The organism is Lactobacillus sp. UMNPBX4, from assembly GCF_002554115.1.
Taxonomy (GTDB): domain Bacteria; phylum Bacillota; class Bacilli; order Lactobacillales; family Lactobacillaceae; genus Lactobacillus; species Lactobacillus gallinarum.
In genome coordinates, this window is the sequence record NZ_PCZF01000021.1 from 1 (window position 1) to 24,458 (window position 24,458).

General features: G+C 37.8%; 23 protein-coding genes. 20 read left to right on the top strand and 3 right to left on the bottom strand.

All coding sequences use genetic code 11. The features are described 5' to 3' along the window. Positions 1-227: 227 nt before the first annotated feature. Entirely contained in the window at positions 228-320 is a 93-nt protein-coding gene (locus tag CP355_RS05430) for a putative holin-like toxin (protein WP_023061469.1), read from the bottom strand. A gap of 337 nt (positions 321-657) precedes the next feature. On the opposite strand from CP355_RS05430, the gene CP355_RS05435 reads away from it, so the two are divergent. The 18 genes from CP355_RS05435 (at position 658) to trxA (ending at position 22,008) form a co-directional block, all read left to right on the top strand. Further along, positions 658-1,191 carry a hypothetical protein gene (locus CP355_RS05435; protein WP_098044056.1) on the top strand — a complete coding sequence of 178 codons (534 nt, stop codon included), beginning with the start codon at positions 658-660 and terminating at the stop codon, positions 1,189-1,191. Positions 1,192-1,370: 179 nt separating this feature from the next. After that, complete coding sequence (gene groES / locus CP355_RS05440; protein ID WP_003627770.1) at positions 1,371-1,655, top strand: co-chaperone GroES; 285 nt, start codon at positions 1,371-1,373, stop codon at positions 1,653-1,655. A gap of 52 nt (positions 1,656-1,707) precedes the next feature. After that, positions 1,708-3,336: a chaperonin GroEL gene (gene groL / locus CP355_RS05445; RefSeq protein WP_098044057.1), complete on the top strand. Its 1,629-nt coding sequence runs from the start codon at positions 1,708-1,710 to the stop codon at positions 3,334-3,336. A 254-nt stretch (positions 3,337-3,590) separates the two neighbouring features. Continuing rightward, entirely contained in the window at positions 3,591-6,167 is a 2,577-nt protein-coding gene (gene mutS, locus CP355_RS05450; RefSeq protein ID WP_098044071.1) for a DNA mismatch repair protein MutS, read from the top strand. Continuing rightward, positions 6,167-8,077 carry a DNA mismatch repair endonuclease MutL gene (gene mutL / locus CP355_RS05455; protein ID WP_098044058.1) on the top strand — a complete coding sequence of 637 codons (1,911 nt, stop codon included), beginning with the start codon at positions 6,167-6,169 and terminating at the stop codon, positions 8,075-8,077. Before mutS ends, mutL begins: the two co-directional genes overlap by 1 nt. Before the next feature lie 3 nt (positions 8,078-8,080). Next, positions 8,081-8,671, top strand: coding sequence for a Holliday junction branch migration protein RuvA (gene ruvA, locus CP355_RS05460; protein ID WP_025005189.1), 591 nt, complete (start codon positions 8,081-8,083; stop codon positions 8,669-8,671). Between the two features lie 47 nt (positions 8,672-8,718). Continuing rightward, a complete protein-coding gene (gene ruvB, locus CP355_RS05465; protein ID WP_087176006.1) occupies positions 8,719-9,735 on the top strand; it encodes a Holliday junction branch migration DNA helicase RuvB in 1,017 nt (338 codons plus the stop codon). 58 nt (positions 9,736-9,793) lie between these two features. Further along, entirely contained in the window at positions 9,794-10,207 is a 414-nt protein-coding gene (yajC, locus tag CP355_RS05470; protein ID WP_199161213.1) for a preprotein translocase subunit YajC, read from the top strand. 108 nt (positions 10,208-10,315) lie between these two features. Further along, positions 10,316-11,767 (top strand): glucose-6-phosphate dehydrogenase, encoded by a 1,452-nt coding sequence (gene zwf / locus CP355_RS05475; RefSeq protein WP_098036895.1) that lies wholly within the window; start codon positions 10,316-10,318, stop codon positions 11,765-11,767. Further along, the gene (dinB, locus tag CP355_RS05480; RefSeq protein ID WP_098044060.1) at positions 11,760-12,881 is read left to right on the top strand and encodes a DNA polymerase IV; all 1,122 of its coding nucleotides are present in this window, start codon (positions 11,760-11,762) and stop codon (positions 12,879-12,881) included. Before zwf ends, dinB begins: the two co-directional genes overlap by 8 nt. 59 nt (positions 12,882-12,940) lie before the next feature. Continuing rightward, positions 12,941-13,897: a bifunctional oligoribonuclease/PAP phosphatase NrnA gene (locus CP355_RS05485; protein WP_087176010.1), complete on the top strand. Its 957-nt coding sequence runs from the start codon at positions 12,941-12,943 to the stop codon at positions 13,895-13,897. Beyond that, positions 13,890-15,251, top strand: coding sequence for a DEAD/DEAH box helicase (locus CP355_RS05490; protein WP_098044061.1), 1,362 nt, complete (start codon positions 13,890-13,892; stop codon positions 15,249-15,251). Before CP355_RS05485 ends, CP355_RS05490 begins: the two co-directional genes overlap by 8 nt. A 237-nt stretch (positions 15,252-15,488) precedes the next feature. Continuing rightward, entirely contained in the window at positions 15,489-18,128 is a 2,640-nt protein-coding gene (alaS, locus tag CP355_RS05495) for an alanine--tRNA ligase (protein WP_098044062.1), read from the top strand. A 60-nt stretch (positions 18,129-18,188) separates the two neighbouring features. Then, complete coding sequence (locus CP355_RS05500) at positions 18,189-18,446, top strand: IreB family regulatory phosphoprotein (RefSeq protein WP_003627753.1); 258 nt, start codon at positions 18,189-18,191, stop codon at positions 18,444-18,446. After that, entirely contained in the window at positions 18,446-18,874 is a 429-nt protein-coding gene (gene ruvX / locus CP355_RS05505) for a Holliday junction resolvase RuvX (RefSeq protein ID WP_025005181.1), read from the top strand. The genes CP355_RS05500 and ruvX overlap by 1 nt, the downstream gene beginning before the upstream one ends. A 1-nt stretch (position 18,875) precedes the next feature. After that, a complete protein-coding gene (locus CP355_RS05510) occupies positions 18,876-19,187 on the top strand; it encodes a DUF1292 domain-containing protein (RefSeq protein WP_025005180.1) in 312 nt (103 codons plus the stop codon). Between the two features lie 62 nt (positions 19,188-19,249). Further along, positions 19,250-21,607 (top strand): endonuclease MutS2, encoded by a 2,358-nt coding sequence (locus tag CP355_RS05515; protein WP_098044063.1) that lies wholly within the window; start codon positions 19,250-19,252, stop codon positions 21,605-21,607. Between the two features lie 89 nt (positions 21,608-21,696). Continuing rightward, a complete protein-coding gene (trxA, locus tag CP355_RS05520) occupies positions 21,697-22,008 on the top strand; it encodes a thioredoxin (protein WP_014563092.1) in 312 nt (103 codons plus the stop codon). 45 nt (positions 22,009-22,053) lie between these two features. On the opposite strand, the gene mscL is transcribed toward trxA, so the two are convergent. Both mscL and CP355_RS05530 read right to left on the bottom strand, forming a co-directional pair. Further along, positions 22,054-22,425 (bottom strand): large-conductance mechanosensitive channel protein MscL, encoded by a 372-nt coding sequence (mscL, locus tag CP355_RS05525; protein WP_025005178.1) that lies wholly within the window; start codon positions 22,423-22,425, stop codon positions 22,054-22,056. Between the two features lie 104 nt (positions 22,426-22,529). Beyond that, positions 22,530-22,943 (bottom strand): YslB family protein, encoded by a 414-nt coding sequence (locus CP355_RS05530; RefSeq protein ID WP_098044064.1) that lies wholly within the window; start codon positions 22,941-22,943, stop codon positions 22,530-22,532. A 76-nt stretch (positions 22,944-23,019) separates the two neighbouring features. On the opposite strand from CP355_RS05530, the gene murI reads away from it, so the two are divergent. Together murI and CP355_RS05540 are read left to right on the top strand one after the other, a co-directional pair. Next, positions 23,020-23,823, top strand: a complete 804-nt coding sequence (gene murI / locus CP355_RS05535) for a glutamate racemase (protein ID WP_098036979.1) — start codon at positions 23,020-23,022, stop codon at positions 23,821-23,823. Next, positions 23,823-24,443 carry an XTP/dITP diphosphatase gene (locus CP355_RS05540; protein WP_098044065.1) on the top strand — a complete coding sequence of 207 codons (621 nt, stop codon included), beginning with the start codon at positions 23,823-23,825 and terminating at the stop codon, positions 24,441-24,443. Before murI ends, CP355_RS05540 begins: the two co-directional genes overlap by 1 nt. Positions 24,444-24,458: the final 15 nt, after the last annotated feature.

The window sequence follows — 24,458 nt, forward strand, 5'->3', positions numbered from 1 at the left end:
GAAATTAAGGTTAGACTAATGGTTTAAAGGCTACCGCAAAAACATTGACACTTACCTTTTTGTGTAATTAATATGTGAATGGACGAAATATGTTATAATTTAAGTAAAGAAAAAAGGAGACACAAAGGTCTCCTTTGCAGCCCGCTTTAAGAGCAGTGGCTAAAAATTATAAGATTGACGAACGTCTACTCAAATAACCTGCCAAAGTTATTGAATTGAGCGGCGTTTTATTTTTTGTCGTGATGATCGATGTAGGTCAGCAAAGCCAACACAAACATCCCAAACAAGAGCATCAAAGAAATGCAATCGTAAACCGACATGGTTGAACCCCTTCTCTAGTTTATTGACCATAGACCTCACCTCCGGGAGGTAAAACAACCACCGCTCATAAAACTTTCTGCGGAAATAATTATATCGAAAGCTAGTTCGCAAAGAGGAGACGAACAAGTAAAAAAGCTCGCAATTGCGGGCTTTTTTAGTATGTCTATTTAAAACAAGAATCTAATTAACTTAATTCTTTTGCTGATTTGACCAAAAGATTCCAACTAATTGGATTTTTATGCTGAAATAGAGTAAAGATGTGAGTTGATTAAATTTTGATTATTAGTAGTGTTACACCTTAACAACATGCTATAATTTTGGCTAATTAAAGGGGAGATGATGAGAATGAAAAAAAAGAAAAATGAAACACTAAAAATCACTTGGATCATGACCGCTGTTTATTGGGTAGTTGGTCTATTATGCATGTTTTGGGGCAAGATAGATCATGCTTTTGCTAACCAAGTAAAAGATATTAACAATGTGTATGCACTGACCTTATTAATTATTCTGATTTTGCCACTGCTTTTTTCAATCTTATTATCCATGAAAGTGAAGCCACCACGTTTAATTTGCAATCCACTGGTTGCCGTAATTTACTTGCTAATCGTAATTGCAGCAGGGATGGCATATAATTTTCAAAATATTATTGGCTATTTCTTTCCGATTATTCTTTTTGTTTTGATGGCATTTTTGGCAATCTTTTATGCTTTGCCTAAAACCATTAGAAATAAGAAAAATAGTAAATATTATTTCGTTGATGGTAAAGATAAAGAGGAATGTAATAGCTTTTGGGATGCATATAAGCAATATTATGCGATGGGATTAACCTCTGGCATTATTGAAGGTTTACTAACTGTAGTTTTTAATTAAAAATAAGATAAAAATAAAATTAGCACTCTTTTATAAAAAGTGCTAATTTTTTCTTGCTTTTTTTAATAAAACAGGTTATTATCATATTTGTAAGTTAGCACTTAAGAAATAAGAGTGCTAATCACTGATAAAGATATCAAAATTTTAAAAAAGAAAACTAATTATAAGGGGGACTAAACGTGTTACAACCAATCGGTGATCGCGTGATCGTAAAAGTTAAAGATGAAGAAGAAAAGACTGTTGGTGGTATTGTTTTAGCATCTAACGCTAAGAAGAAGCCAACTGAAGGTGAAGTTGTAGCCGTAGGTGAAGGTGCTTACGCATCAAACGGTGAAAAGATTCCTATGTCAGTTAAGAAAGGTGACGTAGTTCTCTACGATAGATATTCTGGCACCAACGTTGAATACGAAGGTGAAAAGTACTTAGTACTTCACGAAAAAGACATTTTAGCAATTGCAAAATAATTGACGCAATTATTAGAAATTAAAATACGAGATTAAGGAGCATAGATAACCTATGGCAAAAGATATTAAATTCTCAGAAAACGCAAGACGTTCACTTTTAAAGGGTGTTGATAAGTTAGCTGATACTGTTAAGACTACTATTGGTCCTAAGGGTAGAAACGTTGTTTTGGAACAAAGCTATGGTAACCCAGACATCACTAACGATGGTGTTACTATTGCTAAGTCAATTGAACTAAAAGACCACTACGAAAACATGGGTGCTAAGTTAGTTGCTGAAGCAGCTCAAAAGACTAACGACATCGCTGGTGACGGTACTACTACTGCTACTGTTTTAACTCAAGCTATCGTACGTGAAGGTATGAAGAACGTTACTGCTGGTGCTAACCCAGTTGGCATTCGTCGCGGTATCGAAAAAGCTACTAAGGCTGCTGTTGATGAACTTCACAAGATCAGCCACAAGGTTGAATCAAAGGACCAAATCGCTAACGTTGCTGCTGTTTCATCAGCTTCTAAAGAAGTCGGTGCTTTGATTGCTGACGCTATGGAAAAGGTTGGTCACGATGGTGTTATCACTATTGAAGACTCACGTGGTATTAATACTGAACTTTCAGTAGTTGAAGGTATGCAATTTGATCGTGGTTACTTATCACAATACATGGTAACTGACAACGACAAGATGGAAGCAGACCTTGATAATCCTTACATCTTGATCACTGACAAGAAGATTTCAAACATCCAAGACATCTTGCCATTACTTCAAGAAATCGTTCAACAAGGTAAGTCATTATTGATCATTGCTGACGACGTAACTGGTGAAGCTCTTCCAACTCTTGTTTTGAACAAGATTCGTGGTACTTTCAACGTTGTTGCTGTTAAGGCTCCTGGCTTTGGTGACCGTCGTAAGGCACAATTACAAGATATCGCTGCATTAACTGGTGGTACTGTTATTACTGAAGATCTTGGTCTTGAACTTAAGGACACCAAGCTTGATCAATTAGGTCAAGCTCGTCGTATCACTGTAACCAAGGACTCAACTACTATTGTTGACGGTGCTGGTTCAAAGGATGCTATTGACGAACGTGTTGACACTATCAGAAAGCAAATCGAAGACTCAACTTCAGACTTCGACAAGAAGAAGTTACAAGAACGTCTTGCAAAACTTACTGGTGGTGTAGCTGTTATCCACGTTGGTGCTGCTACTGAAACTGAACTTAAGGAACGTCGTTACAGAATTGAAGACGCTTTGAACTCAACTCGTGCTGCCGTTGACGAAGGTTACGTTGCTGGTGGTGGTACAGCTTTAGTAAATGTTGAAAAGGCTGTTCGTGAAGTTAAGGGTGAAACCACTGATGAACAAACAGGTATCAACATTGTTCTTAGAGCTTTGAGCGCACCAGTTCGTCAAATTGCTGAAAACGCTGGTAAAGATGGTTCAGTAATCTTAGACAAGCTTGAACACCAAGAAAACGAAATTGGTTATAATGCTGCTACTGATAAGTGGGAAAACATGGTTGACGCTGGTATTATCGACCCAACCAAGGTAACTCGTACCGCTTTACAAAACGCTGCTTCAATTGCTGCTCTTCTTCTTACTACTGAAGCTGTTGTTGCAGAAATTCCTGAACCAAAGCCAGCACAACCAGCAGGTAACCCTGCAGGCGCACCAGGAATGGGAATGTAATTGTAGCTCTTAATGCTTTAGCATTTAGAGATACAATTCTTGATTACGAAGTAATCAAGTTCCTTAAAAGAATGCTGTAATGCAACACTCTCACTCTATTTCAAAAAACAAATAAATATTAAAAACTTCGAAGTTGAAAAAAGTTCAGCTTCGAAGTTTTTCTTTTCTCTTCCTTTATAGCGTATAATACTTAACAGTAACTCACTCTAGATGAAAATAGGAAAGGGACGTAAATGGCTGAGAAAACAACTCCTATGATGGAGCAATATTATGAAATAAAGAAGCAATATCCTGACGCCTTTCTTTTTTATCGCGTCGGAGATTTTTATGAATTGTTTGAAGATGATGCGGTTAAAGGGGCACAGATTCTAGAATTAACTTTGACACATCGCTCAAATAAGACCAAGAACCCTATTCCAATGGCTGGCGTTCCGCACATGGCTGTGGATACTTATGTGAATACTTTGGTTGAAAAAGGGTATAAAGTAGCTCTTTGTGAACAACTTGAAGATCCTAAAAAAGCTAAAGGCATGGTGAAGCGAGGCATCATTCAACTAGTAACTCCGGGTACTATGATGAATGAAGGACCTAATGATGCCAAGGATTCTAATTATTTAACTTCTGTAGTTACTACTAAAAGTGGCTTCGGTTTAGCTTACAGTGATTTATCCACCGGTGAAATTTATTCTACTCATTTGAAGAGCTTTGCCGCAGTTTCTAATGAACTTTTGTCTTTGAGAACAAGAGAAGTTGTGTATAACGGTCCATTAACTGAACAAAACAAGGACTTTATGCACAAGGTAAATATTACGGTTTCAGCACCTACACCAATTGAAGGCGAGCATGCGGAAATTTCTTATGTTGAACAAAATTTGACCAATGCAGCCGAAAAAGAGGCAACACGTCAATTAGTCGGTTACTTGCTTTCAACGCAGAAGCGAAGCTTAGCTCACTTACAAATTGCTAAGAGCTATGAAGTAAATCAGTATTTGCAGATGTCACATACTGTGCAAAACAATTTGGAATTAGTGGCTTCAGCTAAGACCGGTAAAAAGATGGGATCACTTTTCTGGGTATTGGACAAGACTCATACGGCCATGGGAGGTCGTCTACTCAAGCAATGGTTGGCTCGTCCATTGTTAAATGTGGATATCATTAATCATCGTGAAGAAATGGTTCAAGCATTACTTGATGGCTATTTTACCCGAGAAAATGTGATTGATGCCTTAAAAGGTGTATATGACCTAGAACGTTTAACAGGACGAATTGCCTTTGGCAATGTTAATGCCCGTGAATTATTGCAATTGTCGCGTTCTTTGCAAGCAGTGCCGGTTATTCTTGATGCACTTAATCAATCTGACAGTGATGTTTTGACAGATTTCGCCAAAAAAATTGATCCTTTAAAGGGTGTTGCTGAATTAATTTCTACTACTCTAGTAAAAGATCCACCACTTTTAACCACAGACGGTGGATTAATTAGAGATGGTGTGGATAAACAACTCGATCGCTATCGGGATGCCATGAACAATGGTAAAAAGTGGCTTGTTCAAATGGAAACTGATGAACGTCAAAAGACAGGCATTGACAACTTGAAAGTCGGTTTCAATAAGGTCTTTGGCTACTATATTCAAGTATCTAATGGTAACAAGAGTAAGGTGCCTCTTGATCGCTATACTCGTAAGCAAACTTTAACTAATGCAGAACGCTACATTACTCCAGAGTTGAAAGAGCATGAAAATTTAATTTTAGAGGCGCAGACTCGTTCAACTGATCTTGAATATGATTTATTTGTTCAATTGCGTGATGAAGTCAAGAAGTATATTCCTGCTTTGCAAAAATTGGGTAATCAATTAGCTGCCTTAGATGTTTATTGTGGCTTCGCTACAGTTGCTGAACAAAACAATTATTGTCGCCCATCTTTCCACACTGATAGTCAAGACATTGACGTCGTTAATGGTCGTCACCCGGTTGTGGAAAAAGTAATGACTGCAGGTTCATATATTCCTAATGATGTGAAGATGGATTCTGCTACAAATATCTTTTTGATTACTGGACCAAACATGTCAGGTAAGAGTACTTATATGCGGCAGATGGCGTTAATTGCCATTATGGCGCAAGTTGGTTCATTTGTCCCTGCTGATAGTGCAGCTTTACCTATCTTTGATCAAATCTTTACTCGTATTGGTGCAGCTGATGATTTGATTTCTGGTCAAAGTACTTTCATGGTGGAAATGAGCGAGGCAAACGATGCTTTGCAATATGCTACGAAGCGCAGTCTAGTTTTATTTGACGAAATTGGACGTGGTACGGCTACTTATGATGGTATGGCCTTAGCGGGTGCTATTGTTAAATACTTGCATGATAAAGTTGGTGCCAAGGCACTTTTTGCTACGCACTATCATGAATTAACCAGCCTTGATGAAACACTCGATCATTTAAAAAATATTCACGTTGGGGCGACCGAAGAAAATGGTAAGTTGATTTTCTTACATAAAATCTTGCCAGGTCCTGCTGATCAAAGTTATGGTATCCACGTTGCACAACTTGCTGGCTTGCCACGTGCCGTTTTACGTGAAGCAACTAAATTATTGAAGCGCTTAGAAGCACAGGGGAGTGAACTGGCACCAGTTAGTCAGCAACTTGATTTATTTGCCCAACCAGCAACGGATTCTGATGAAATTGAAGATAATGACAGTGAAAATAGTCCGATGACCGATGCGGAACAAGATGTGCTTGATGATATTTCTAATCTTTATTTAGCTGATAAGACACCATTGCAAATCATGCAAATGGTAGCTGATTGGCAAAAGGACTTGAAGGATGATAAGTAATGGCTAAAATTCACGAGCTATCTGAAAATTTAACTAATCAGATTGCAGCGGGTGAAGTAATAGAGCGTCCGGCTAGTGTAGTTAAAGAACTTGTGGAAAATTCACTTGATGCTGGTGCAACGAGAATTAGAGTCGATTTTATTGATGCCGGATTAAAGCAAATTGTAGTCCAAGATAATGGAACTGGAATTGCACGTGATCAAGTAGATTTAGCATTTACTAGGCATACCACAAGCAAGATTAACAATGAGCATGATTTGTTCAAGGTTTCTACTTTAGGATTTCGTGGTGAAGCTTTAGCTTCAATTTCCGCTGTTAGTCATGTCGAAATTGTGACAGCCACAGAAAATGCGATTGGGATTAAGGCAGAATTTAGTGGCGGCAGTAAAAAAGGCCAAGAAGATGCAGCGTCACAAAAAGGAACTAAAATTACAGTTCGAGACCTATTCTTTAACACGCCTGCGCGATTAAAGTATTTACGTAGTCCACGGACTGAAATTATGAAAATTGTGGATATTATTAACCGTTTATCTTTAGGTTATCCGCAAGTTTCGTTTACCTTGTCAAATACGGGTAAAGTTTTACTCAGAACAACTGGCAATGGCAATTTAAAACAGACGATCGCTAATGTATATGGCCGTCATATTGCTGAAAAAATGGAAAGTTTTGAAGCAAAAGACAGTGATTTTAAGATTACAGGATTAATGTCCAAACCAGAATTAACTCGTTCTACGCGCAACTTTATCTCGATCTTATTGAATGGTCGTTATATCAAGAATTTTCAATTGAATAATGCCATTATGGATGGCTACGGTTCAAAATTAACGGCGCGTCATTATCCTATTGTCGTGATCGCTATTCATGTTGATCCATTATTAGTAGATGTGAACGTCCATCCTACTAAGCAAGAGGTACGTTTATCTAAAGAAAAAGAACTTAGTCGTCTGATCACTGGTGCTATTAGCGATGCTTTGCTAGATAAAACTGAACAAAGTAGTGGCTTTGCCAATTTAGAAAATAAACGTGAGACTTTAGTTGATCAATTAGAGTTCAACCTCAATCAAGACGTTGTCAATACAACGCGTAAGACGCCGGAAGTTCATGAAGAAGCTGAGAAGCCAGAATTTTTAGTAAAACAAGAAGCTAAAAAAGCTGAGGAGCCTAAAAAAGAAACTACGCATAACTATGTGGATATCAATATTCCACGTGAGGATGATCAATATATCATCACTAAAACTTGGGATAAAAATGTTGCTTTGCAACAAAAATTGATGCCGTTTAGCAATAAAAAAGTAGATCAAGAAGTTATTTCGACGGGGGATGAAACTTTAGCCAATAATTTGCCGCGCCTTGCTTATGTTGGGAAAATGGATACGTATATACTGGCTGAAAATGATGGTGACTTATATTTGATTGATCAAGTGGCCGCCAGACGCCGTCTTCAATTTGAACAAATCTATCAAACTATTACTTCTAAAAAAATAGTGCAGCAAGGTTTGCTGACACCGATTGTGTTGGAATTTGGCAATTTAGATTTTTTGCAAATTAAAGATAAAATTGATCAAATTAAGCAACTAGGCATTTATTTAGATGAATTTGGTCAGAATAGTTTTATTGTGCGTTCGTACCCTACATGGATTCATGAGCATGTCGAAGAATCCATCCGTGAAATTTTGGATAATTATTTAAATCTTGATAAGGGTAAATCGCAAAATTTATTTAAACGAGTAGCGGCTTTAGAAGCTAAACACAGTGTTAAAGGTAAAATCAATTTATCCGCTGCAGAAGGTGCACAAATTATTGCGGATCTGCGTAAAACGTCCGATCCTTATCATGATGCAGATGGTCAGTTAATTTTAGTGCGGATAAGTCAGAACGAGTTAAGAAAAATGTTCAAGAAGGATGAATAATAAATGTACGAATATTTTGAAGGAATAGTTACAGTTATTACACCAAGTTATATCGTAGTCGATGTAAATGGCGTAGGTTATAAAGTATATAGCCCAACTCCTTTTGCTTACCAAAAGGGAGATAAAGCTAAGATCTTTATTGAACAAATTGTAAGAGATACAGGAATTACTCTTTATGGTTTTCAAAGTGAAGATGATAAGGGGCTCTTTCTTAAACTCTTAAGCGTTAGTGGGATTGGTCCTAAGAGTGCCTTAGCAATCATGGCAGCTGAAGATGCCAACTCTTTAGCCGAAGCAATTGAACAGGGAGAAGTAAAATATTTAACTCGTTTTCCTGGTGTCGGCAAAAAGACGGCGTCTCAGATTGTGCTTGATTTGAAGGGAAAGCTAGGCGATTATGTTGCTCGACTTGATCGTCAAGATGAAGAACAAGGAAATATCCCGCCAGCATTGAATGATGCTTTGTTAGCATTAATTGCTTTAGGTTATACTCAAAAAGAAGTCGACCGCATTACTCCTAAGCTTGAAGAAGTTAATGCAGATACAGCCGATCAATACATTAAAAAAGGTTTAGCATTACTGCTTAAGAAGTAGATCTTGTTATAATAGTAAATATTGATATAAGTGAGGAAGTGAAACTGGTGGCAGAAAATGAAGATGCAGTAACTTCAGGTGAAGTAGAAAATTCTGAAGAAGAACAAATGGAATTGTCTTTAAGACCCCAAACTTTGGATCAATATTTAGGTCAAAAGCGTGTTAAAAAAGAAATGTCCATTTATATTAAAGCCGCAAAACAGCGTGATGAGGCTTTAGATCATGTCTTGCTTTATGGACCACCAGGTTTAGGTAAGACAACTTTAGCTTTTGTAATTGCAAATGAACTTGGCGTGCATTTAAAGAGTACAAGTGGTCCTGCAATTGAAAAAGCGGGGGATTTAGTAGCACTACTTTCAGATCTTGATCCAGGGGATGTGCTTTTTATTGATGAAATTCATCGTCTTGCTAAGCCTGTTGAAGAAGTTTTGTATTCAGCAATGGAAGACTACTATATTGATATCGTAATTGGTGAAGGGCAGACTACACATGCTGTTCACGTGCCGTTGCCACCATTTACTTTGATTGGGGCAACAACCTTGGCTGGTCAATTATCTGCACCACTCCGAGATCGATTTGGTATCGTTGAACACATGCAGTATTACACAATTGATGAACTAGAAAAGATTGTCCAACGATCAAGTGATGTTTTCCATACTTCAATTGCACCTGAGGCGGCTCATGAATTAGCCCGAAGGTCTCGAGGAACGCCGCGTGTAGCTAACCGTCTTTTGAAACGTGTTCGTGATTTTGCGGAAGTTAAAGGTGAAAAGACAATTTCTCTTGCTACAACTGAAGGTGCATTGAAGCAGCTTCAAGTGGATGACGAGGGGTTAGATCAGACTGACCGTCGTTTGTTACGGACAATGATTGAAGGCTACAATGGTGGACCTGTTGGCATTAGAACCTTGGCTGCTAATGTAGGTGAAGATATGGAAACAATTGAATCACTCTATGAGCCTTATTTGTTGCAGCATGGATTTATTTTGCTTACACCACGTGGGCGAATGGTGACAGACAAGGCATATTTGCAATTAGGTTTTCCTGTTCCAGGTGATAAATAATATTATTTTCTGTATAATAGACATAATATCTAGACAATAATTTTATGAGGTGAAAGATTTGAATACTTTATTTTTAGCAAATGCTGGCGCTGCTGGTGGCAGCAACATGATGATGATCATCTTGTTCATCGTTTTGATCGGTTTTACTTACTTTGGTATGATTCGTCCGCAAAAGAAGCAACAACAACAAAGATTGCAAATGATGGATAAGTTGAAGAAGGGTGACGGCGTTGTTTTAGTTGATGGTTTGCACGCTAAAGTTGATAAGATCAACAGTGACAAGACTATCGTAGTAGATGCAGACGGTATTTACTTAACTTTCGAAAGAATGGCTGTTCGCCGCGTTATTCCTGCTGCAGCACCAGTTGAAGAAAATGATGCTCCTGCAGCAGATAAGACTGAAGATGCACCTGCTAAAGAAGATACTAAGAGCACTGATGCTTCTTCAGATGAAACTAAAGAAGACAAATAATTAATAATAGCAAAAGCGTCAATTCAGACGCTTTTTGTTTTGCCATGAAAAAGCTTGTTGTAAAATAGAAATGATTTAAAAAAGCAAATTAAAGAAAAGGATAGTATTATGAAAAATATTCCTGTAGTTATGATTATTTTTGGTGGTAGTGGTGATTTAGCTCACCGTAAGCTTTACCCAGCTTTGTTTAATTTGTATCAACAAGGCTTAATTCATGATAATTTTGCCGTAATCGGAACAGCTCGTAGACCTTGGTCACACGAATATTTACGTGAACAAGTTAGTGATGCTGTTCATGAAACTCACGATGAGGTTGATGAAAATAGTTTAAAGCATTTTGCTAGCCATTTTTACTATCAATCACATGATGTTACAAATGTTGAACACTATGAGACACTGAAAAAATTAGCTCAAGAATTAGACGATCGTTATTGCGCACATGGCAACCGTCTCTTTTACATGGCAATGGCTCCAAGATTCTTTGGCACGATCGCTACACATATCAATGACCAATGCTTAACAGGTAGTGGCTTCAATCGAATCGTAGTAGAGAAGCCGTTTGGTCATGATTTGGCATCTGCCGAAAAATTAAATAAAGAAATTACCGCTTCGTTTAATGAAGATGATATCTTTAGAATTGACCACTATTTGGGCAAAGAAATGGTTCAAAACATTATGCCAATGCGTTTTACCAATCCTTTAATCAAAAATATTTGGTCAGCTGATTACATTAAAAATATTCAAGTCACTTTGGCAGAACGATTGGGAGTGGAAGCACGTGGTGGATACTATGATACTTCCGGTGCTTTGCGTGATATGGTTCAAAATCATATCTTCCAGATCATTACTTTGCTTGCTATGCCAGAACCTAAAGATTTAACTTCTGCTAGTGTCCACAAGGCTAAGCAAGATTTGCTTGAAGGCATGATCATTCCTAGTCCAGAGGAAGTGAAAAAAGATTTTGTTCGCGGTCAATATTTAGGTAGTGATACTACTTTTGCTTATAAACAAGAACCAAATGTAGATGAAAATTCTACTACTGAGACCTTTGTAGCTGGTAAAGTTAAATTTAAGGAAGGCCCAATTGCTGGGGTACCGATTTACTTTAGAACCGGTAAAGAATTTAAGGAAAAGAAGAATAGAATCGATATCGTATTAAAGCATATCAATAATCCTTATGGTCAAGCTCATTCCAACAATATTACGATTGAGATTGATCCTACTAGCAAGATTTATATCACCATTAATGGTAAAAAGATCGATCAACCAGGAATTAGACGCGAAGATTTAACCTATGAATTTTCAAAATCTGAAATGGTAAAAGTTCCAGACGGCTATGAGCGGCTTTTACATGATGTTTTTGTCAATGATTCAACTAACTTTACCCATTGGAGCGAATTAAAACGTTACTGGGAATTTATCGATTCTGTTGAAGCTGATTGGCAAAAAGAAAATGAAGCAGGCAATGCCAAAATTGCTCAATATTTGCCATATAGAATGGGCCCAAAGGAAGCAAACGATATCTTCGAGGCTCCAACGGAACATTGGATTTATGAATAAGCAAAATTTATTGCCGCAAAACGACATCCATCGTCGGATTATACATCTGGATATGGATGCTTTTTACGCTTCAGTTGAAACTCAAAGAAATCCAGAATTAAAAAATAAGGCACTAGTTATCGGGCAAGATCCTCGTAATAATGGTGGGCATGGAGTTGTAGCAACTTGTAATTATATAGCTCGAAAGTACGGCGTTCATTCGGCAATGCCTGCGATTAAGGCGGTTAAGTTGATTCCAAAGTCAGAATTAGTTTTTATTAGACCTGACTTTAAGAAATATCGTAGCGTGTCAGCCGAGATTCATTATTTTATGCATAATATTACAGATAAGGTAGAATCAATTGCTTTAGATGAAGCTTATCTTGATGTCACCCATAATAAGTTAGGACAAAAATCCGCGGTCCAATTAGCAATTAGCTTGCAACGCCGGATTAGAACAGAGCTTGGACTGAATTCATCTTTTGGCGTTTCTTATAATAAGTTTTTGGCTAAAATGGGGTCAGAATATGCCAAGCCCTTTGGCAGAACCGTTATTTTGCCTGATGAAGCTAAGCAATTTTTAGGGATGCAAAAAATTGAAAATTTCCCAGGCGTAGGTCCTAAAACGCAAGAACAGTTACATGAGATGGGGATTTATACAGGTGCGGATTTGCAGCAGGTTGATGATTTTGTTTTAATTAAAAAGTTCAAAAAGATGGGCTACTTCTTAGCGCAGCATGCACATGGGATTGATTTGCGCCCGGTCATTGCGGATTCAGATGCAAATCGTAAATCGATTGGTATGGAACGCACTTATGAGCCGGCTATTTATACACGTGATGAGGCGTTGACGCACATTCGGCATTATTGTAAACATTTAGAAGAAGAACTAAAAAAGCGTAACTTTTTTGCCCAAACTGTAGTAATAAAAGTTAGAGATAATGATTTTGATACTGTGACTAAGCGCAGAAAATTGACGAAACCGTCAAATAGCCAGTATGATTTCTATGACAGCGCCCGTGATTTGTTTGATAAAACCAGTAACTTTTTGGAAAAAGGTATTCGGTTAATCGGGGTAACTGTTACTGATTTTAAGCAGGATGAATATCAAGCAATCAATTTATTCGATTACTAAAAGAAGTCCTTTTTCTGGTAAACTAGATACAGATAATTTTTAGAAGATGAGGAAAAATAATGAGTAGTTTTGATGACATTTACGAAAAAATCTTACAATATCCAACTATTATTTTGCACCGTCACACTAGTCCTGACCCAGATGCAATTGGTTCACAAGCTGGTCTTGCACGTGCAATTATGGAAAAATTCCCTGACAAGCGCGTTTTATGTGCTGGTGAAAATGACGAAGGCGATTTAGCTTGGATTAATCATATGGACCAAGTTAAAGCAACTGATTACGAAGGTGCATTGGTAATTACTACTGATACTGCTAATACCCCAAGAATTTCAAACAAGCTTTACGACAAGGGTGACTTTTTAATTAAGATCGACCACCACCCAGATGTAGATCCATACGCTGATATGAGTTATGTTGATCCTGATGCTCCAGCAGCTTGTCAAATCATCGTTGACTTCTTAAATGAAGAAGGCTTTAAGATTACTCCAGAAGTCGCTTACCCACTTTACGCAGGTATTGTTGGCGATACTGGTCGTTTTATGTATCCAGAAACTTCAGAACATACCTTTAAAGTAGCAGCTCAACTTGCTTCAACTGGTATTGATATTACTGAAATCGCTAGAAACATTGCCGATGTAACCTTTGATGAAGCTAAGCTTCAAGCATTAGCAATGGACAAGATGGAAATCGATCCAGTTGGTGCTGCTTACACTATCTTGATGCAAGATGATTTGAAGAAGTTAGGTTTGACTGATGATCAAGCTAATGTTGCAGTTTCAACTCCAGGTCGAATCAAGGATGTTTTGGCTTGGAACGTATTTGTTGAAAAGCCAGATGGCACTTTCCGTGTGCACTACCGTTCAAAGGGTCCAGTAATCAATGAATTAGCTGCTAAGCATGATGGTGGTGGCCACGCATTAGCAAGTGGTGCCAATGCTAAGGACATGGACGAAGTAAAGCAAGTCTTTGCCGAAGTTGTTGAAGTAACTAAGAAGTATAAAGAAGATCATGAATAATATTTTCACAGATTCCAGAATTAAACCAGCTATTCAAGAGGGGTTAAAGAAGATCCATTTTGAAAAGCCAACTAAGGTGCAGGAAAAAGTTATTCCGGCAATGCTTTCTGATTTGAGTGTTGTAGTGCAAGCTGCAACTGGGTCAGGCAAGACACATGCTTATTTGGTGCCTATCTTTAATGAAATTGATGAAGATGCTCACTATGTGCAAGCAATTGTGACTTTGCCTAGTCGTGAATTGGCTGATCAGCTTTACCAAGTGGCACGTCAATTAAGAGATGCGGCAGGGATGCATTTTTCTATCGCTCACCTTGCTGGTGGTACTGACCGTGAACGTCAGTTAGAAAAGTATCAAAATAATACGCCACAGTTGGTAATTGCCACTCCTGGACGACTCCTTGACTTTGTACAAAAAAAGGTATTCATTGTTGATCAAGTTAAGACTTTTGTCATCGACGAAGCTGATATGACTCTTGACATGGGCTTTTTGGCCGATATTGATCAAGTAGCAAGCAAGATGCCTAAGGATGTACAAATTGCAGCTTTTTCAGCTACTATTCCAGTTAAGCTATCTAACTTCTTGCGTAAGTACATGGCTCACCCAGATCAAATCGTGATCGATAATCCAAGTGTCATTGCACCTACAATTAAGAATGATTTGCTTGATATTGGTTCAAAGAACCGTAAGAGCATTTTGTACAAGTTATTGACTATGGGTCAACCATACTTGGCTTTGGTTTTTGCAAATACAAAACAAACTGTTGATGAATTAACTAGATACTTGCAAGATCAAGGCTTAAAGGTAGCTAAGATTCATGGTGGGGTAACTGAGCGAGAAAGAAAGCGGACTTTGCGTCAAGTTGAGCAAGGACAATTTCAATATGTTGTTGCTTCTGACTTAGCAGCACGTGGTCTTGATATCGATGGGGTAAGTTTAGTTATTAACTATGAAATACCACGTGATATCGAATTTGTAATTCACCGGATTGGTCGTACCGGCCGTAATGGTTTATCAGGTCATGCGATTACTTTAATTCGTGAAGAAGAAATGAATCGAATCGAAGATTTGGAAAAGATGGGCGTTCATTTTGACTTTGTTGAACTTAAGAATGGTGAATTAGTACCACGTAAGCATTACCGCAGTCGTGAGAACCGTCAAGGTAAGAATCGCAAGCTTGATACTAAGTTAGTTGGTTACGTTAAAAAAGAAAAGAGAAAGCGTAAGCCTGGCTACAAGAAGAAGATTAAGCGAGCAATTCAAGAAGATAATCGTCAAAAGCGTAAGCTTGAACAACGTCATGAGATTAGAAAAGCTAAGCGTTTAAGAAAACGCAAGCGTGAACAAGGACGTTGACAGACGAGGATTTTGTAGTACAATTATTTTCAGCTTAAGATATGTCTATTAAAGTTGAATTTCAAAGAGAGAGCCAATTGGTGAGAGGGCTTAATTCGCTTTAACAGATGCTCCTTTAAGTTGTATTAATTAAGAATATCAAGAGGTAACAAACACTGTTGCAATCAAGGTGGTACCGCGCGCGGAGCGTCCTTGAATAAGCAATGGTGTTTTTTATTTTGTTTATGGGAGATAAAAATGAAGAAACTAACTAGTTCAGAGTTTCGCCAAATGTTCCTTGACTTCTTCAAGGATCATGGCCATATGATTATGCCAAGTGCATCACTTATTCCACAAGATGACCCAACTCTTCTTTGGATTAACTCTGGTGTTGCTACTATGAAGAAATATTTTGATGGTTCAGTTGTACCAAAGAACCACAGAATTACTTCTTCTCAAAAGTCAATCAGAACTAACGATATTGAAAATGTTGGTAAGACCGCTCGTCACCAAACTTTCTTTGAAATGCTTGGTAACTTCTCAGTAGGTGATTACTTTAGAGATGAAGCTATTCCTTGGGCTTGGGAATTCTTAACTAGTCCTAAGTGGCTTGGCTTACCAAAGGAAAAGCTTTACTGTACTGTTTATCCAAAAGATGTTGATTCACAACGTGTCTGGGAAAAAGCTGGTATGCCAGCAGACCATATTGTTAAGTTAGAAGACAACTTCTGGGATATTGGTGAAGGTCCATGTGGTCCTGATACTGAAATTTTCTACGACCGTGGTCAAGAAAACAACGACGTTGCTGAAGACGATCCAGAAAACTTCCCAGGTGGTGAAAATGCACGTTACCTTGAAATTTGGAACATCGTATTTTCACAATACAACCACTTGCCAAATGGTAAGTACGTAGACCAACCACACAAGAACATCGATACTGGTATGGGGCTTGAACGTGTACTTTCAATTTTGCAAGATGCACCAACTAACTTTGAAACTGACTTATTCTTGCCAATTATTCACGCTACTGAAGAAATGACTGACGGTAAGAAGTACGGTGAAAACAAAGAGGACACTACTGCATTCAAGATTATTGCCGACCACGTTCGTGCCGTAAGTTTTGCTATTGCTGATGGTGCTCTTCCATCAAACTCAGGTCGTGGTTACGTTCTTCGTCGTTTGATTCGTCGTGCCGACCTTAACGGTCAACGTTTGGGCATCAAGGGGGCCTTTCTTTACAAGCTTGTACCAGTTGTTGGTAAGATTATGCAAAGCCACTACCCAGAAGTTATGGATCAACGCGGCTTTATCGAAAACGTAATTCAAAACGAAGAAGAAAGATTCCAAGCTACTCTTGATACTGGTTTGACTTTGCTTGATGACTTAATTGATAAGGCTACGAAGTCAGATGACAAGACTATCTCAGGTAAGGATGCCTTCAAGATGTTTGATACTTATGGCTTCCCATACGAATTGACCTTTGAATCAGCTCAAGATGCTGGCCTTAAGGTTGATAAGAAGGGCTTTGATGCTGAAATGCAAGCTCAAAAGGAACGTGCACGTAAGGCTCGTGGTGATCTTCAATCAATGGGTCGTCAAGATGTAACTTTGATGAACATTAAGGACAAGTCAGTCTTTGAACGTGATACTTATGAAGAACCACATGCCAAGCTTCTTGACATCGTTGTTGACGATAAGTTAGTTGACAAGGCTGATGGCGAACACGCAACCTTAGTCTTTGACAAGACTCCATTTTATGCAGAACGTGGTGGTCAAGTTGCCGACCACGGTAACATTTATGATCAAGATGGTGAACTTGTTGCTAAGGTAACTGATGTCCAACACGCTCCAAACGACCAAAACTTGCACTTTGTTGACCTTATTTTGCCAATGGAAAAGGGCAAGGAATATATTTTGAAGATCGACAAGGAACGTCGTGAAGGTTTACGTCACTCACACTCAGCAACCCACTTGCTTCACGCTGCACTTCGTCAAGTTTTAGGTGAACATACTCACCAAGCAGGTTCATTAGTTGATCCTGACTACTTGAGATTTGACTTCACTGCTATGGAACCAATGACTCCACGTGAAATTAAGTCAGTTGAAGAATTAGTTAACCAAAAGATTTGGGAAGCTATCGATGTTAAGACCACTATCACTACACCTGAAGAAGGTGAAAAGATGGGTGCTTTAGCCCTCTTTGATGGTAAGTACGGTGACAAGGTTCGTGTTGTTCAAATGGGTGACTTCTCATCAGAATTCTGTGGTGGTACTCACTGTGATAACACTAACCAAATCGGTATCTTCAAGATTACTTCTGAATCAGCTGTTGGTGCTGGTATGCGTAGAATTGAAGCTGTAACTTCAAAGAAGGCATACGAATACTTAGCAAATCGTTCAGGTTTACTTGATGATATTCAAACAGAAATTAAGGCAACTAAGCCAGACAACATTATTGATAAGATTGACTCACTTGAAAGTGACTTACATGATAGTCAAAAGCAAGTTGAAACTTTGACTAAGCAAATCAACCAAGCTAAGGCTGGTCAAATCTTTGATGATGTAAAACAAGCTGGTGACTTGACTGTAATTGCTACTATTGCAGATGTTAACGGCATGAACGACCTTCGTGAACTTGCTGACAACTGGAAGAGTGGCAACAAGTCAGACGTCTTAGTTTTAGCTGCTGAAAATGATGGCAAGGCTAATATGATTATTAGCTTGAATCAAAAGGCCTTAGACAAGGGTCTTAAGGCTGGCGACTTAATTAAGAAGGCTGCTCCAATTTTTGGTGGTGGCGGCGGTGGTCGTCCTAACATGGCTCAAGCCGGTGGTAAGAAGCCAGAAGGTCTTAACAACGCTATCAAGGCTGTAATCGAAGAAATTTCAAAGAACTAAGAATTAATTAATTGTGTTTAAGCTTTTTTTCAAGTAAAATTGTTGACAGGAGGAATAAATATGAGTTCGCTAGATAAGACTATGCATTTTGACTTTAACCAAAATAAAGGAAAGAATGTTTATGACACTCTGCAAGATGTTTACAATGCGCTTGAAGAAAAGGGCTATAATCCTGTCAACCAGATTGTAGGTTACTTACTTTCTGGCGATCCTGCTTATATTCCACGGCATAATGATGCCCGTAACTTAATTCTTAAGCACGAACGTGATGAAATTATTGAGGAACTCGTTAAGAGTTATCTTGGTAAGAATAAATAATGCGATTATTAGGTTTAGATATAGGCTCTAAAACTGTGGGTGTTGCGGTCAGTGATGAATTAGGAATTACTGCACAGAAGTTAGAAACTATTAAAATTGATGAAACCAGATATAATTTTGGGATGCGTCCATTAAAAAAGTTAGTTAGACAATATGAAGTAGATGGCTTTGTATTAGGTCTGCCTAAGAATATGGATGGCACTTCGGGAGCTTCGGTTGCCCGCAGTAAGGCTTACGGTAAAAGACTCGAAGAAAAGTTTGGCTTGCCCGTGCATTATTCTGATGAAAGATTAACAACTATCGAATCACGCCGAGTACTCGTAGAAGATGCAGGTATTCATGATCGTAAAAAACGTAAACAAGTGATTGATCAGATGGCAGCGGTGCTCATCTTGCAAAATTATTTGGATTTACACCGAAAGGATTAATATGGCAGCACAAGTTAATGGTGACGATCAAGATCGTCAAATTACTTTGATCGATGATCAAGGTAATGAAGAATTGTATGAAGTATTATTTACTTTTCATTCAGATGATTATGATAAGTCATACGTACTTCTTTATCCAGCCGCTGTGGGGGACGATGAAGATATTGAAGTACAGGCTTTCAGTTATGATGCAGATGACGCAGGTGATGTCACTAGCAGTGATTTGCATGAGATTGAATCTGATGATGAATGGGACATGGTACAAGGAGTTTTGAATACTTTCTTGGATGATGATCGCCTAAGTGGTAAATAATAAAAAAGGACTAGCTGCGGCTGGTCCTTTTTGTTAGTTTATAAAAAGAAATATAAATAGCTATGAATGATAAAATTTTAAAGATCTTAGAGTTCGGTGAAATTACTAAAAGATTAAGTAAATTAGCAATTACCGCTCCAGCTAAAGATGCGGCATTGAAGTTAAGACCGAGTGGTAATTTTGACCGAGTACAAAATGAATTAAAACAAACTTTAGCATTGGCTGACTTATTGCGAGTTAAAGGACAACTTCCGTTAACTGATTTTCAAGATGTTCATCCTAGCACTAAAAGATTGAGTGTAAAAGCAAATCTGAATGCTCAGGAATTGGGTAATTTACTTCTTGTTTTAAGCTTAGCCAATGAGATTAACGAATTTCTGGAAGATGTTGATGATGAAAAGCTTAACTTATCAGCTATCGATTCAGTTTTGGATCAGTTAGATGTTCCAGACCTTTTATTTAAAGAATTAAAAAAATCTGTTGATTATGATGGTGAAGTACTTGATACAGCTTCAAGCGCATTAGCACGTTTGCGTCACGATATGCGTAGTAACGAAGAAGACATTAAGAACCGGATGGATGCTTATACCAAAGGAAATAGCAGCAAGTACTTGTCTGAACAAATCGTTACTATTCGTGATGATCGCTATGTTATTCCAGTTAAGCAGGAATATCGTGGCAAGTTTGGTGGGGTAGTTCATGATCAAAGTGCAAGTGGTCAGACTTTATTTATTGAGCCTGAAGCAGTTTTGAACTTGAACAACCACCAGCAAAACTTAATTGCTCAAGAAAAACAAGAAATCCGCAATATTTTGAAAAAATTGTCTGGCTTAGCTAGAGAAGAAATTGATAGCATCAATAATATTGCTAATGCATTAACTCGTTTAGACTTTTTGCAAGCAAAGGCAAAATTGGCTAAGCAAATGAAAGCTAGCGAGCCTAAGTTGACTCAGGATCATTCGCTGGAATTACGAAATGCACGCCATCCATTAATTGATCCAGAAAAAGTTGTTCCTAATGATATTCGTTTAGGCGGCGATTTTGATACAATGCTGATTACTGGGCCAAACACCGGTGGTAAGACTATTACTCTTAAGACCGCTGGCTTGCTGCAATTGATGGCTCAGTCTGGTTTATTTATTCCAGCTGAAGAAGGCAGTAAAGTTGGCGTATTCAAAGAAGTTTACGCTGACATTGGTGATGAACAATCAATCGAACAATCATTAAGTACTTTTTCATCACACATTAATGACATTATTGCCATTATGAAAAATGTAGATAAAGAAACCTTGGTTTTAATTGATGAAATTGGTGCAGGAACCGACCCAGAAGAAGGTGCCAGTTTAGCTATTAGCATTTTGGACTTTTTGCGCAAGAAAGATGCTAAGATCATGGTCACTACGCACTATCCTGAATTGAAGCTTTACGGATATAACAGACCACGCACTACTAATGCATCGATGGAATTTGACTTAAAGACTTTATCACCAACATACCATTTACAAATTGGTATTCCAGGTCACAGTAATGCTTTTGCGATTGCTCGTAGGCTGGGGATGCGTGAAGATGTAGTTAAAAATGCGCAAAACTTAATGTCAGATGAGGATTCTGATATTAATAAGATGATTGCTAAATTAAATGCGCAAACTAAGGCGGCTACTACAGCTCGCAACCGATTCGAAACGAGTTTAGATCGCAGTCAAAAACTTGAACAAAAATTGCAACAAGCGCTTGATTGGTACAACCAACGTGTTCAAAAGCAACTCGATTTTGCGCAAGAAAGAGCTAATGAAGTTGTAGCTAAGAGACGTAAAAAGGCTGATAAAATTATTGCCGAGCTGGAAAAGCAGAAAAATGCTGGCGTTAAAGAAAATAAAATTATTGAAGCTAAGGGTGAACTTAATAGCCTAGAGCGTCAGGCCCACAATTTAGCCCATAATAAAGTCTTACAGCGTGAAAAACGGCGTCATCATGTAAGTGTAGGGGATCAAGTAAAGGTCCTTTCATATGGACAAACAGGTACTATTACCAAGAAATTGTCTGAACATGAATATGAGGTTCAAATGGGGATCATTAAAGTCAAAGTTAGTGACCGCGATATTGAGAGAATCGATAAGAATAATACACAACCTAAGAAAAAATTGGTTAGAGCAACAAGTGCAATTAGACGTAGTAATGCACATAGCGAGTTAGACTTGCGTGGTCAACGCTACGATGAAGCCATGACTAATTTAGATCGTTATATTGATTCCGCATTACTGGCAGGTTTAGATATTGTAACTATTATTCATGGGATCGGTACTGGTGCAATCCGTAAAGGCGTTTGGCAATATTTGCGTAGCAGTAACCACGTTAAAGGCTTTAATTACGCGCCTGCTAACGAAGGCGGTAATGGTGCCACAATTGTTAAATTAAAGTAAGCAATCCTCTTGTAAAAAGTAAGTAAAACTGATATATTATTAATATAGATTTAAAGATAAAACGATATTAATTGAAAGAGGTAAAGCATATGGTTGATGCAATTACTGATCAAAATTTTGAAGAAGAAACTAAAGATGGCGTTGTTTTAACAGACTTTTGGGCAACTTGGTGTGGTCCATGTAAGATGCAATCACCAGTAATTGACCAATTGGCAGAAGAACGTCAAGATGTTAAGTTTACAAAGATGGATGTTGACCACAATCAAGAAACTGCTAAGAATCTTGGTATTATGGCTATCCCAACTTTGATTATTAAGAAGAATGGTCAAATTGTTGATCGTTTAACTGGTTACACTCCAAAGGAAAAGTTGAACCAAATTTTGGATCAATACGCTGGTTAATTAAAATAAAAAAATAAGCTTGTGGCGAAGCCACAAGCTTTATTTTTATGCTTCTTTTTCTTTAAGAAGATCACGGATTTCTTTTAAGTAGTCTACTTCAGTTGGAGCAGCTGGAGTTTCTTCTTCTTCCTTTTTCGTAAATTTATTAACGGCTTTTACGATTAAGAAGACAATGAAGGAAATAATAAGGAAATTGATGATGGAATTTAGGAAACTTCCGTATCTAAAATTAGCTTCTCCTACTTTAAGAGTTAAGTTAGACAAGTCAATTCTACCGATAAAAAGACCGATTAGCGGATTGATTAAGTTTTTAACAAGTGATTTTACGATTGCTGTAAAAGCTGCACCGATAATCACACCTACTGCTAAATCAATAACGTTTCCGCGTGCAATAAATTGTTTGAATTCCTTAAGCATTTTATTACTCCTATATCTAAATCTAAAAATATTTTAATCTAAGGTAAAGCATATAGTAATAATAAATTATAGTCTATAAAAAAGCTATCTTTTTTGCTAAATTTTTAGCCAAAACGAGCAATGATTTGAACTTTCTTTTCTTTAGGTAAAATGGTAATTTCACTTTCGGTGATTTTACCAGTTTCCTTTTGTACGGTTTCGGCAATCATGCCACTTTCAAGAGAAAATTCTTTACTATCACTGTCTAAACGGTCTTCGATATTTTGACCGCTTAATTCAAAAGTGATGGAGGCTCTTCTTTCTTTGGTTTTTACAAGAGTACCAAATTTAGCCATATGGAAGAAATCAATCAAATCATCAAAATCGCTTAAGTCGTAGTGACGTGAAATTCTTTTGCCAGCCCAATAAAGAATAGGGGCATCGTCATCACCTAAAATAGTTGGTAAAAGAAAGTCACGGTAAAGTTGATTAATAAAATATACGTGTTCGTTTGCGTTTTCTGTCATAAACTTATTCATCCCTTTTATTATTTTTTATTTTACCGTAAACTAGTAGGAGTAGAAAATAATTTTTTCTTAATAAGAGGTTTTTATTATGGATAATCGTCCCATTGGATTGTTAGACTCGGGTGTTGGCGGCTTTACAGTTGTTAAAAAAGTAATTGAAAAGTTGCCTCACGAATCTACTGTTTTTATTGGTGATAGTGCCAATATGCCTTATGGTGATAAAAGTCGTGAACGAATTATTGAACTTACACGCCGAAGTGTGAAGTTTTTATTGCAAAAGAAAGTAAAGTTGATTATCTTTGCCTGCAACACAGCTACTGCAGTAGCAATGCCAACTTTGCAAAATGAAGTTGAACAACAAGTTATCGGGGTTATTCAATCAGGTAGTTTAGCCGCGGCTAGAACGACTAAAAATAAAAAAGTCGCAGTAGCAGCAACTCCGGTAACGATTAACTCACATGCATATCAAAAAGAAATTAAATTCAGAGATCCTGATATCAAGGTGATGGAAGTTGCAGCGCCAGAGCTTGCTCCACTCATTGAAAGTCAAAAGGATTATGATACAAACTTAGCAGCGGTAAAACGCAGTATTGCCCCACTTAAGGGTCAAGATTTTGATACTTTTGTTTTGGGCTGTACGCATTATCCACTAATTCAAAATGAATTTGCGGAAGCATTAGGTGATAAGATTCAAATCGTAGATCCTGCTGATCAAGTAGCACAATATACTTTTAATGTTATGCGGCGTGATGGTTTATTTAGTTCATCTGATCAAGCTGGAAAACATGAATACTACACCACTGGAGATCCTGATAAATTCTCAGAAATGGGGAGAAGATTTTTAGGACAAGCAGATTTGACTAGTCATCAAGTAGATACGAGGAATTTATAATGACTAAGAAAATTTTATTTGCGACTGGCAATCAAGGAAAAGCTAAGGAATTAAAGGAAGCTTTTAAAAGAGCTGGAGTGGATGTTGAAATTAAAACTAATGCAGATTTAGATAATCCGCCTCATCCAATTGAAAGTGGAAGAACATTTGAAGCAAATGCCAAGATTAAAGCTCATGAGTTAGCAGAATTTTCAGGATTACCAACAATTGCGGATGATTCAGGCTTAATGGTTGATGCATTAAATGGTGAACCTGGCGTAAGAAGTGCTCGTTATGCTGGTGAAGCTCATAATGATGCCAAGAATAATGCCAAGTTGTTGGCTAATTTAGGCGGTGTACCTGATGAAAAGAGAACGGCCAAGTTTTGGACGACGATCGTTGTTTCAATGCCAGGTGAGTTTGATAAAGATCTAGTTGTTTCAGGTACTTGTTCAGGCCGGATCCTTGCTGCACCACGCGGTGAAGATGGATTTGGTTATGATCCACTGTTCTTTATTCCTGAAAAGGGTAAGACTTTTGCACAAATGACAACAGATGAGAAAAATGAAATCTCTCATCGTGGTAATGCAGTGAGAAAATTGTTGCAAGAATTGCCTGATTGGCTAAAACAATTCAATTAAAAAAGTGTTTAGAAT

What these genes read in the sequence shown, in the direction of transcription:
- CP355_RS05430 (WP_023061469.1), bottom strand. Translation starts at nt 320, where the DNA reads ATGTCGGTTTACGATTGCATTTCTTTGATGCTCTTGTTTGGGATGTTT.
- CP355_RS05435 (WP_098044056.1), top strand. Translation starts at nt 658, where the DNA reads ATGATGAGAATGAAAAAAAAGAAAAATGAAACACTAAAAATCACTTGG.
- groL (WP_098044057.1), top strand. Translation starts at nt 1,708, where the DNA reads ATGGCAAAAGATATTAAATTCTCAGAAAACGCAAGACGTTCACTTTTA.
- mutS (WP_098044071.1), top strand. Translation starts at nt 3,591, where the DNA reads ATGATGGAGCAATATTATGAAATAAAGAAGCAATATCCTGACGCCTTT.
- mutL (WP_098044058.1), top strand. Translation starts at nt 6,167, where the DNA reads ATGGCTAAAATTCACGAGCTATCTGAAAATTTAACTAATCAGATTGCA.
- ruvA (WP_025005189.1), top strand. Translation starts at nt 8,081, where the DNA reads ATGTACGAATATTTTGAAGGAATAGTTACAGTTATTACACCAAGTTAT.
- zwf (WP_098036895.1), top strand. Translation starts at nt 10,316, where the DNA reads ATGAAAAATATTCCTGTAGTTATGATTATTTTTGGTGGTAGTGGTGAT.
- dinB (WP_098044060.1), top strand. Translation starts at nt 11,760, where the DNA reads ATGAATAAGCAAAATTTATTGCCGCAAAACGACATCCATCGTCGGATT.
- CP355_RS05485 (WP_087176010.1), top strand. Translation starts at nt 12,941, where the DNA reads ATGAGTAGTTTTGATGACATTTACGAAAAAATCTTACAATATCCAACT.
- CP355_RS05490 (WP_098044061.1), top strand. Translation starts at nt 13,890, where the DNA reads ATGAATAATATTTTCACAGATTCCAGAATTAAACCAGCTATTCAAGAG.
- alaS (WP_098044062.1), top strand. Translation starts at nt 15,489, where the DNA reads ATGAAGAAACTAACTAGTTCAGAGTTTCGCCAAATGTTCCTTGACTTC.
- CP355_RS05500 (WP_003627753.1), top strand. Translation starts at nt 18,189, where the DNA reads ATGAGTTCGCTAGATAAGACTATGCATTTTGACTTTAACCAAAATAAA.
- ruvX (WP_025005181.1), top strand. Translation starts at nt 18,446, where the DNA reads ATGCGATTATTAGGTTTAGATATAGGCTCTAAAACTGTGGGTGTTGCG.
- CP355_RS05510 (WP_025005180.1), top strand. Translation starts at nt 18,876, where the DNA reads ATGGCAGCACAAGTTAATGGTGACGATCAAGATCGTCAAATTACTTTG.
- CP355_RS05515 (WP_098044063.1), top strand. Translation starts at nt 19,250, where the DNA reads ATGAATGATAAAATTTTAAAGATCTTAGAGTTCGGTGAAATTACTAAA.
- trxA (WP_014563092.1), top strand. Translation starts at nt 21,697, where the DNA reads ATGGTTGATGCAATTACTGATCAAAATTTTGAAGAAGAAACTAAAGAT.
- mscL (WP_025005178.1), bottom strand. Translation starts at nt 22,425, where the DNA reads ATGCTTAAGGAATTCAAACAATTTATTGCACGCGGAAACGTTATTGAT.
- CP355_RS05530 (WP_098044064.1), bottom strand. Translation starts at nt 22,943, where the DNA reads ATGAATAAGTTTATGACAGAAAACGCAAACGAACACGTATATTTTATT.
- murI (WP_098036979.1), top strand. Translation starts at nt 23,020, where the DNA reads ATGGATAATCGTCCCATTGGATTGTTAGACTCGGGTGTTGGCGGCTTT.
- CP355_RS05540 (WP_098044065.1), top strand. Translation starts at nt 23,823, where the DNA reads ATGACTAAGAAAATTTTATTTGCGACTGGCAATCAAGGAAAAGCTAAG.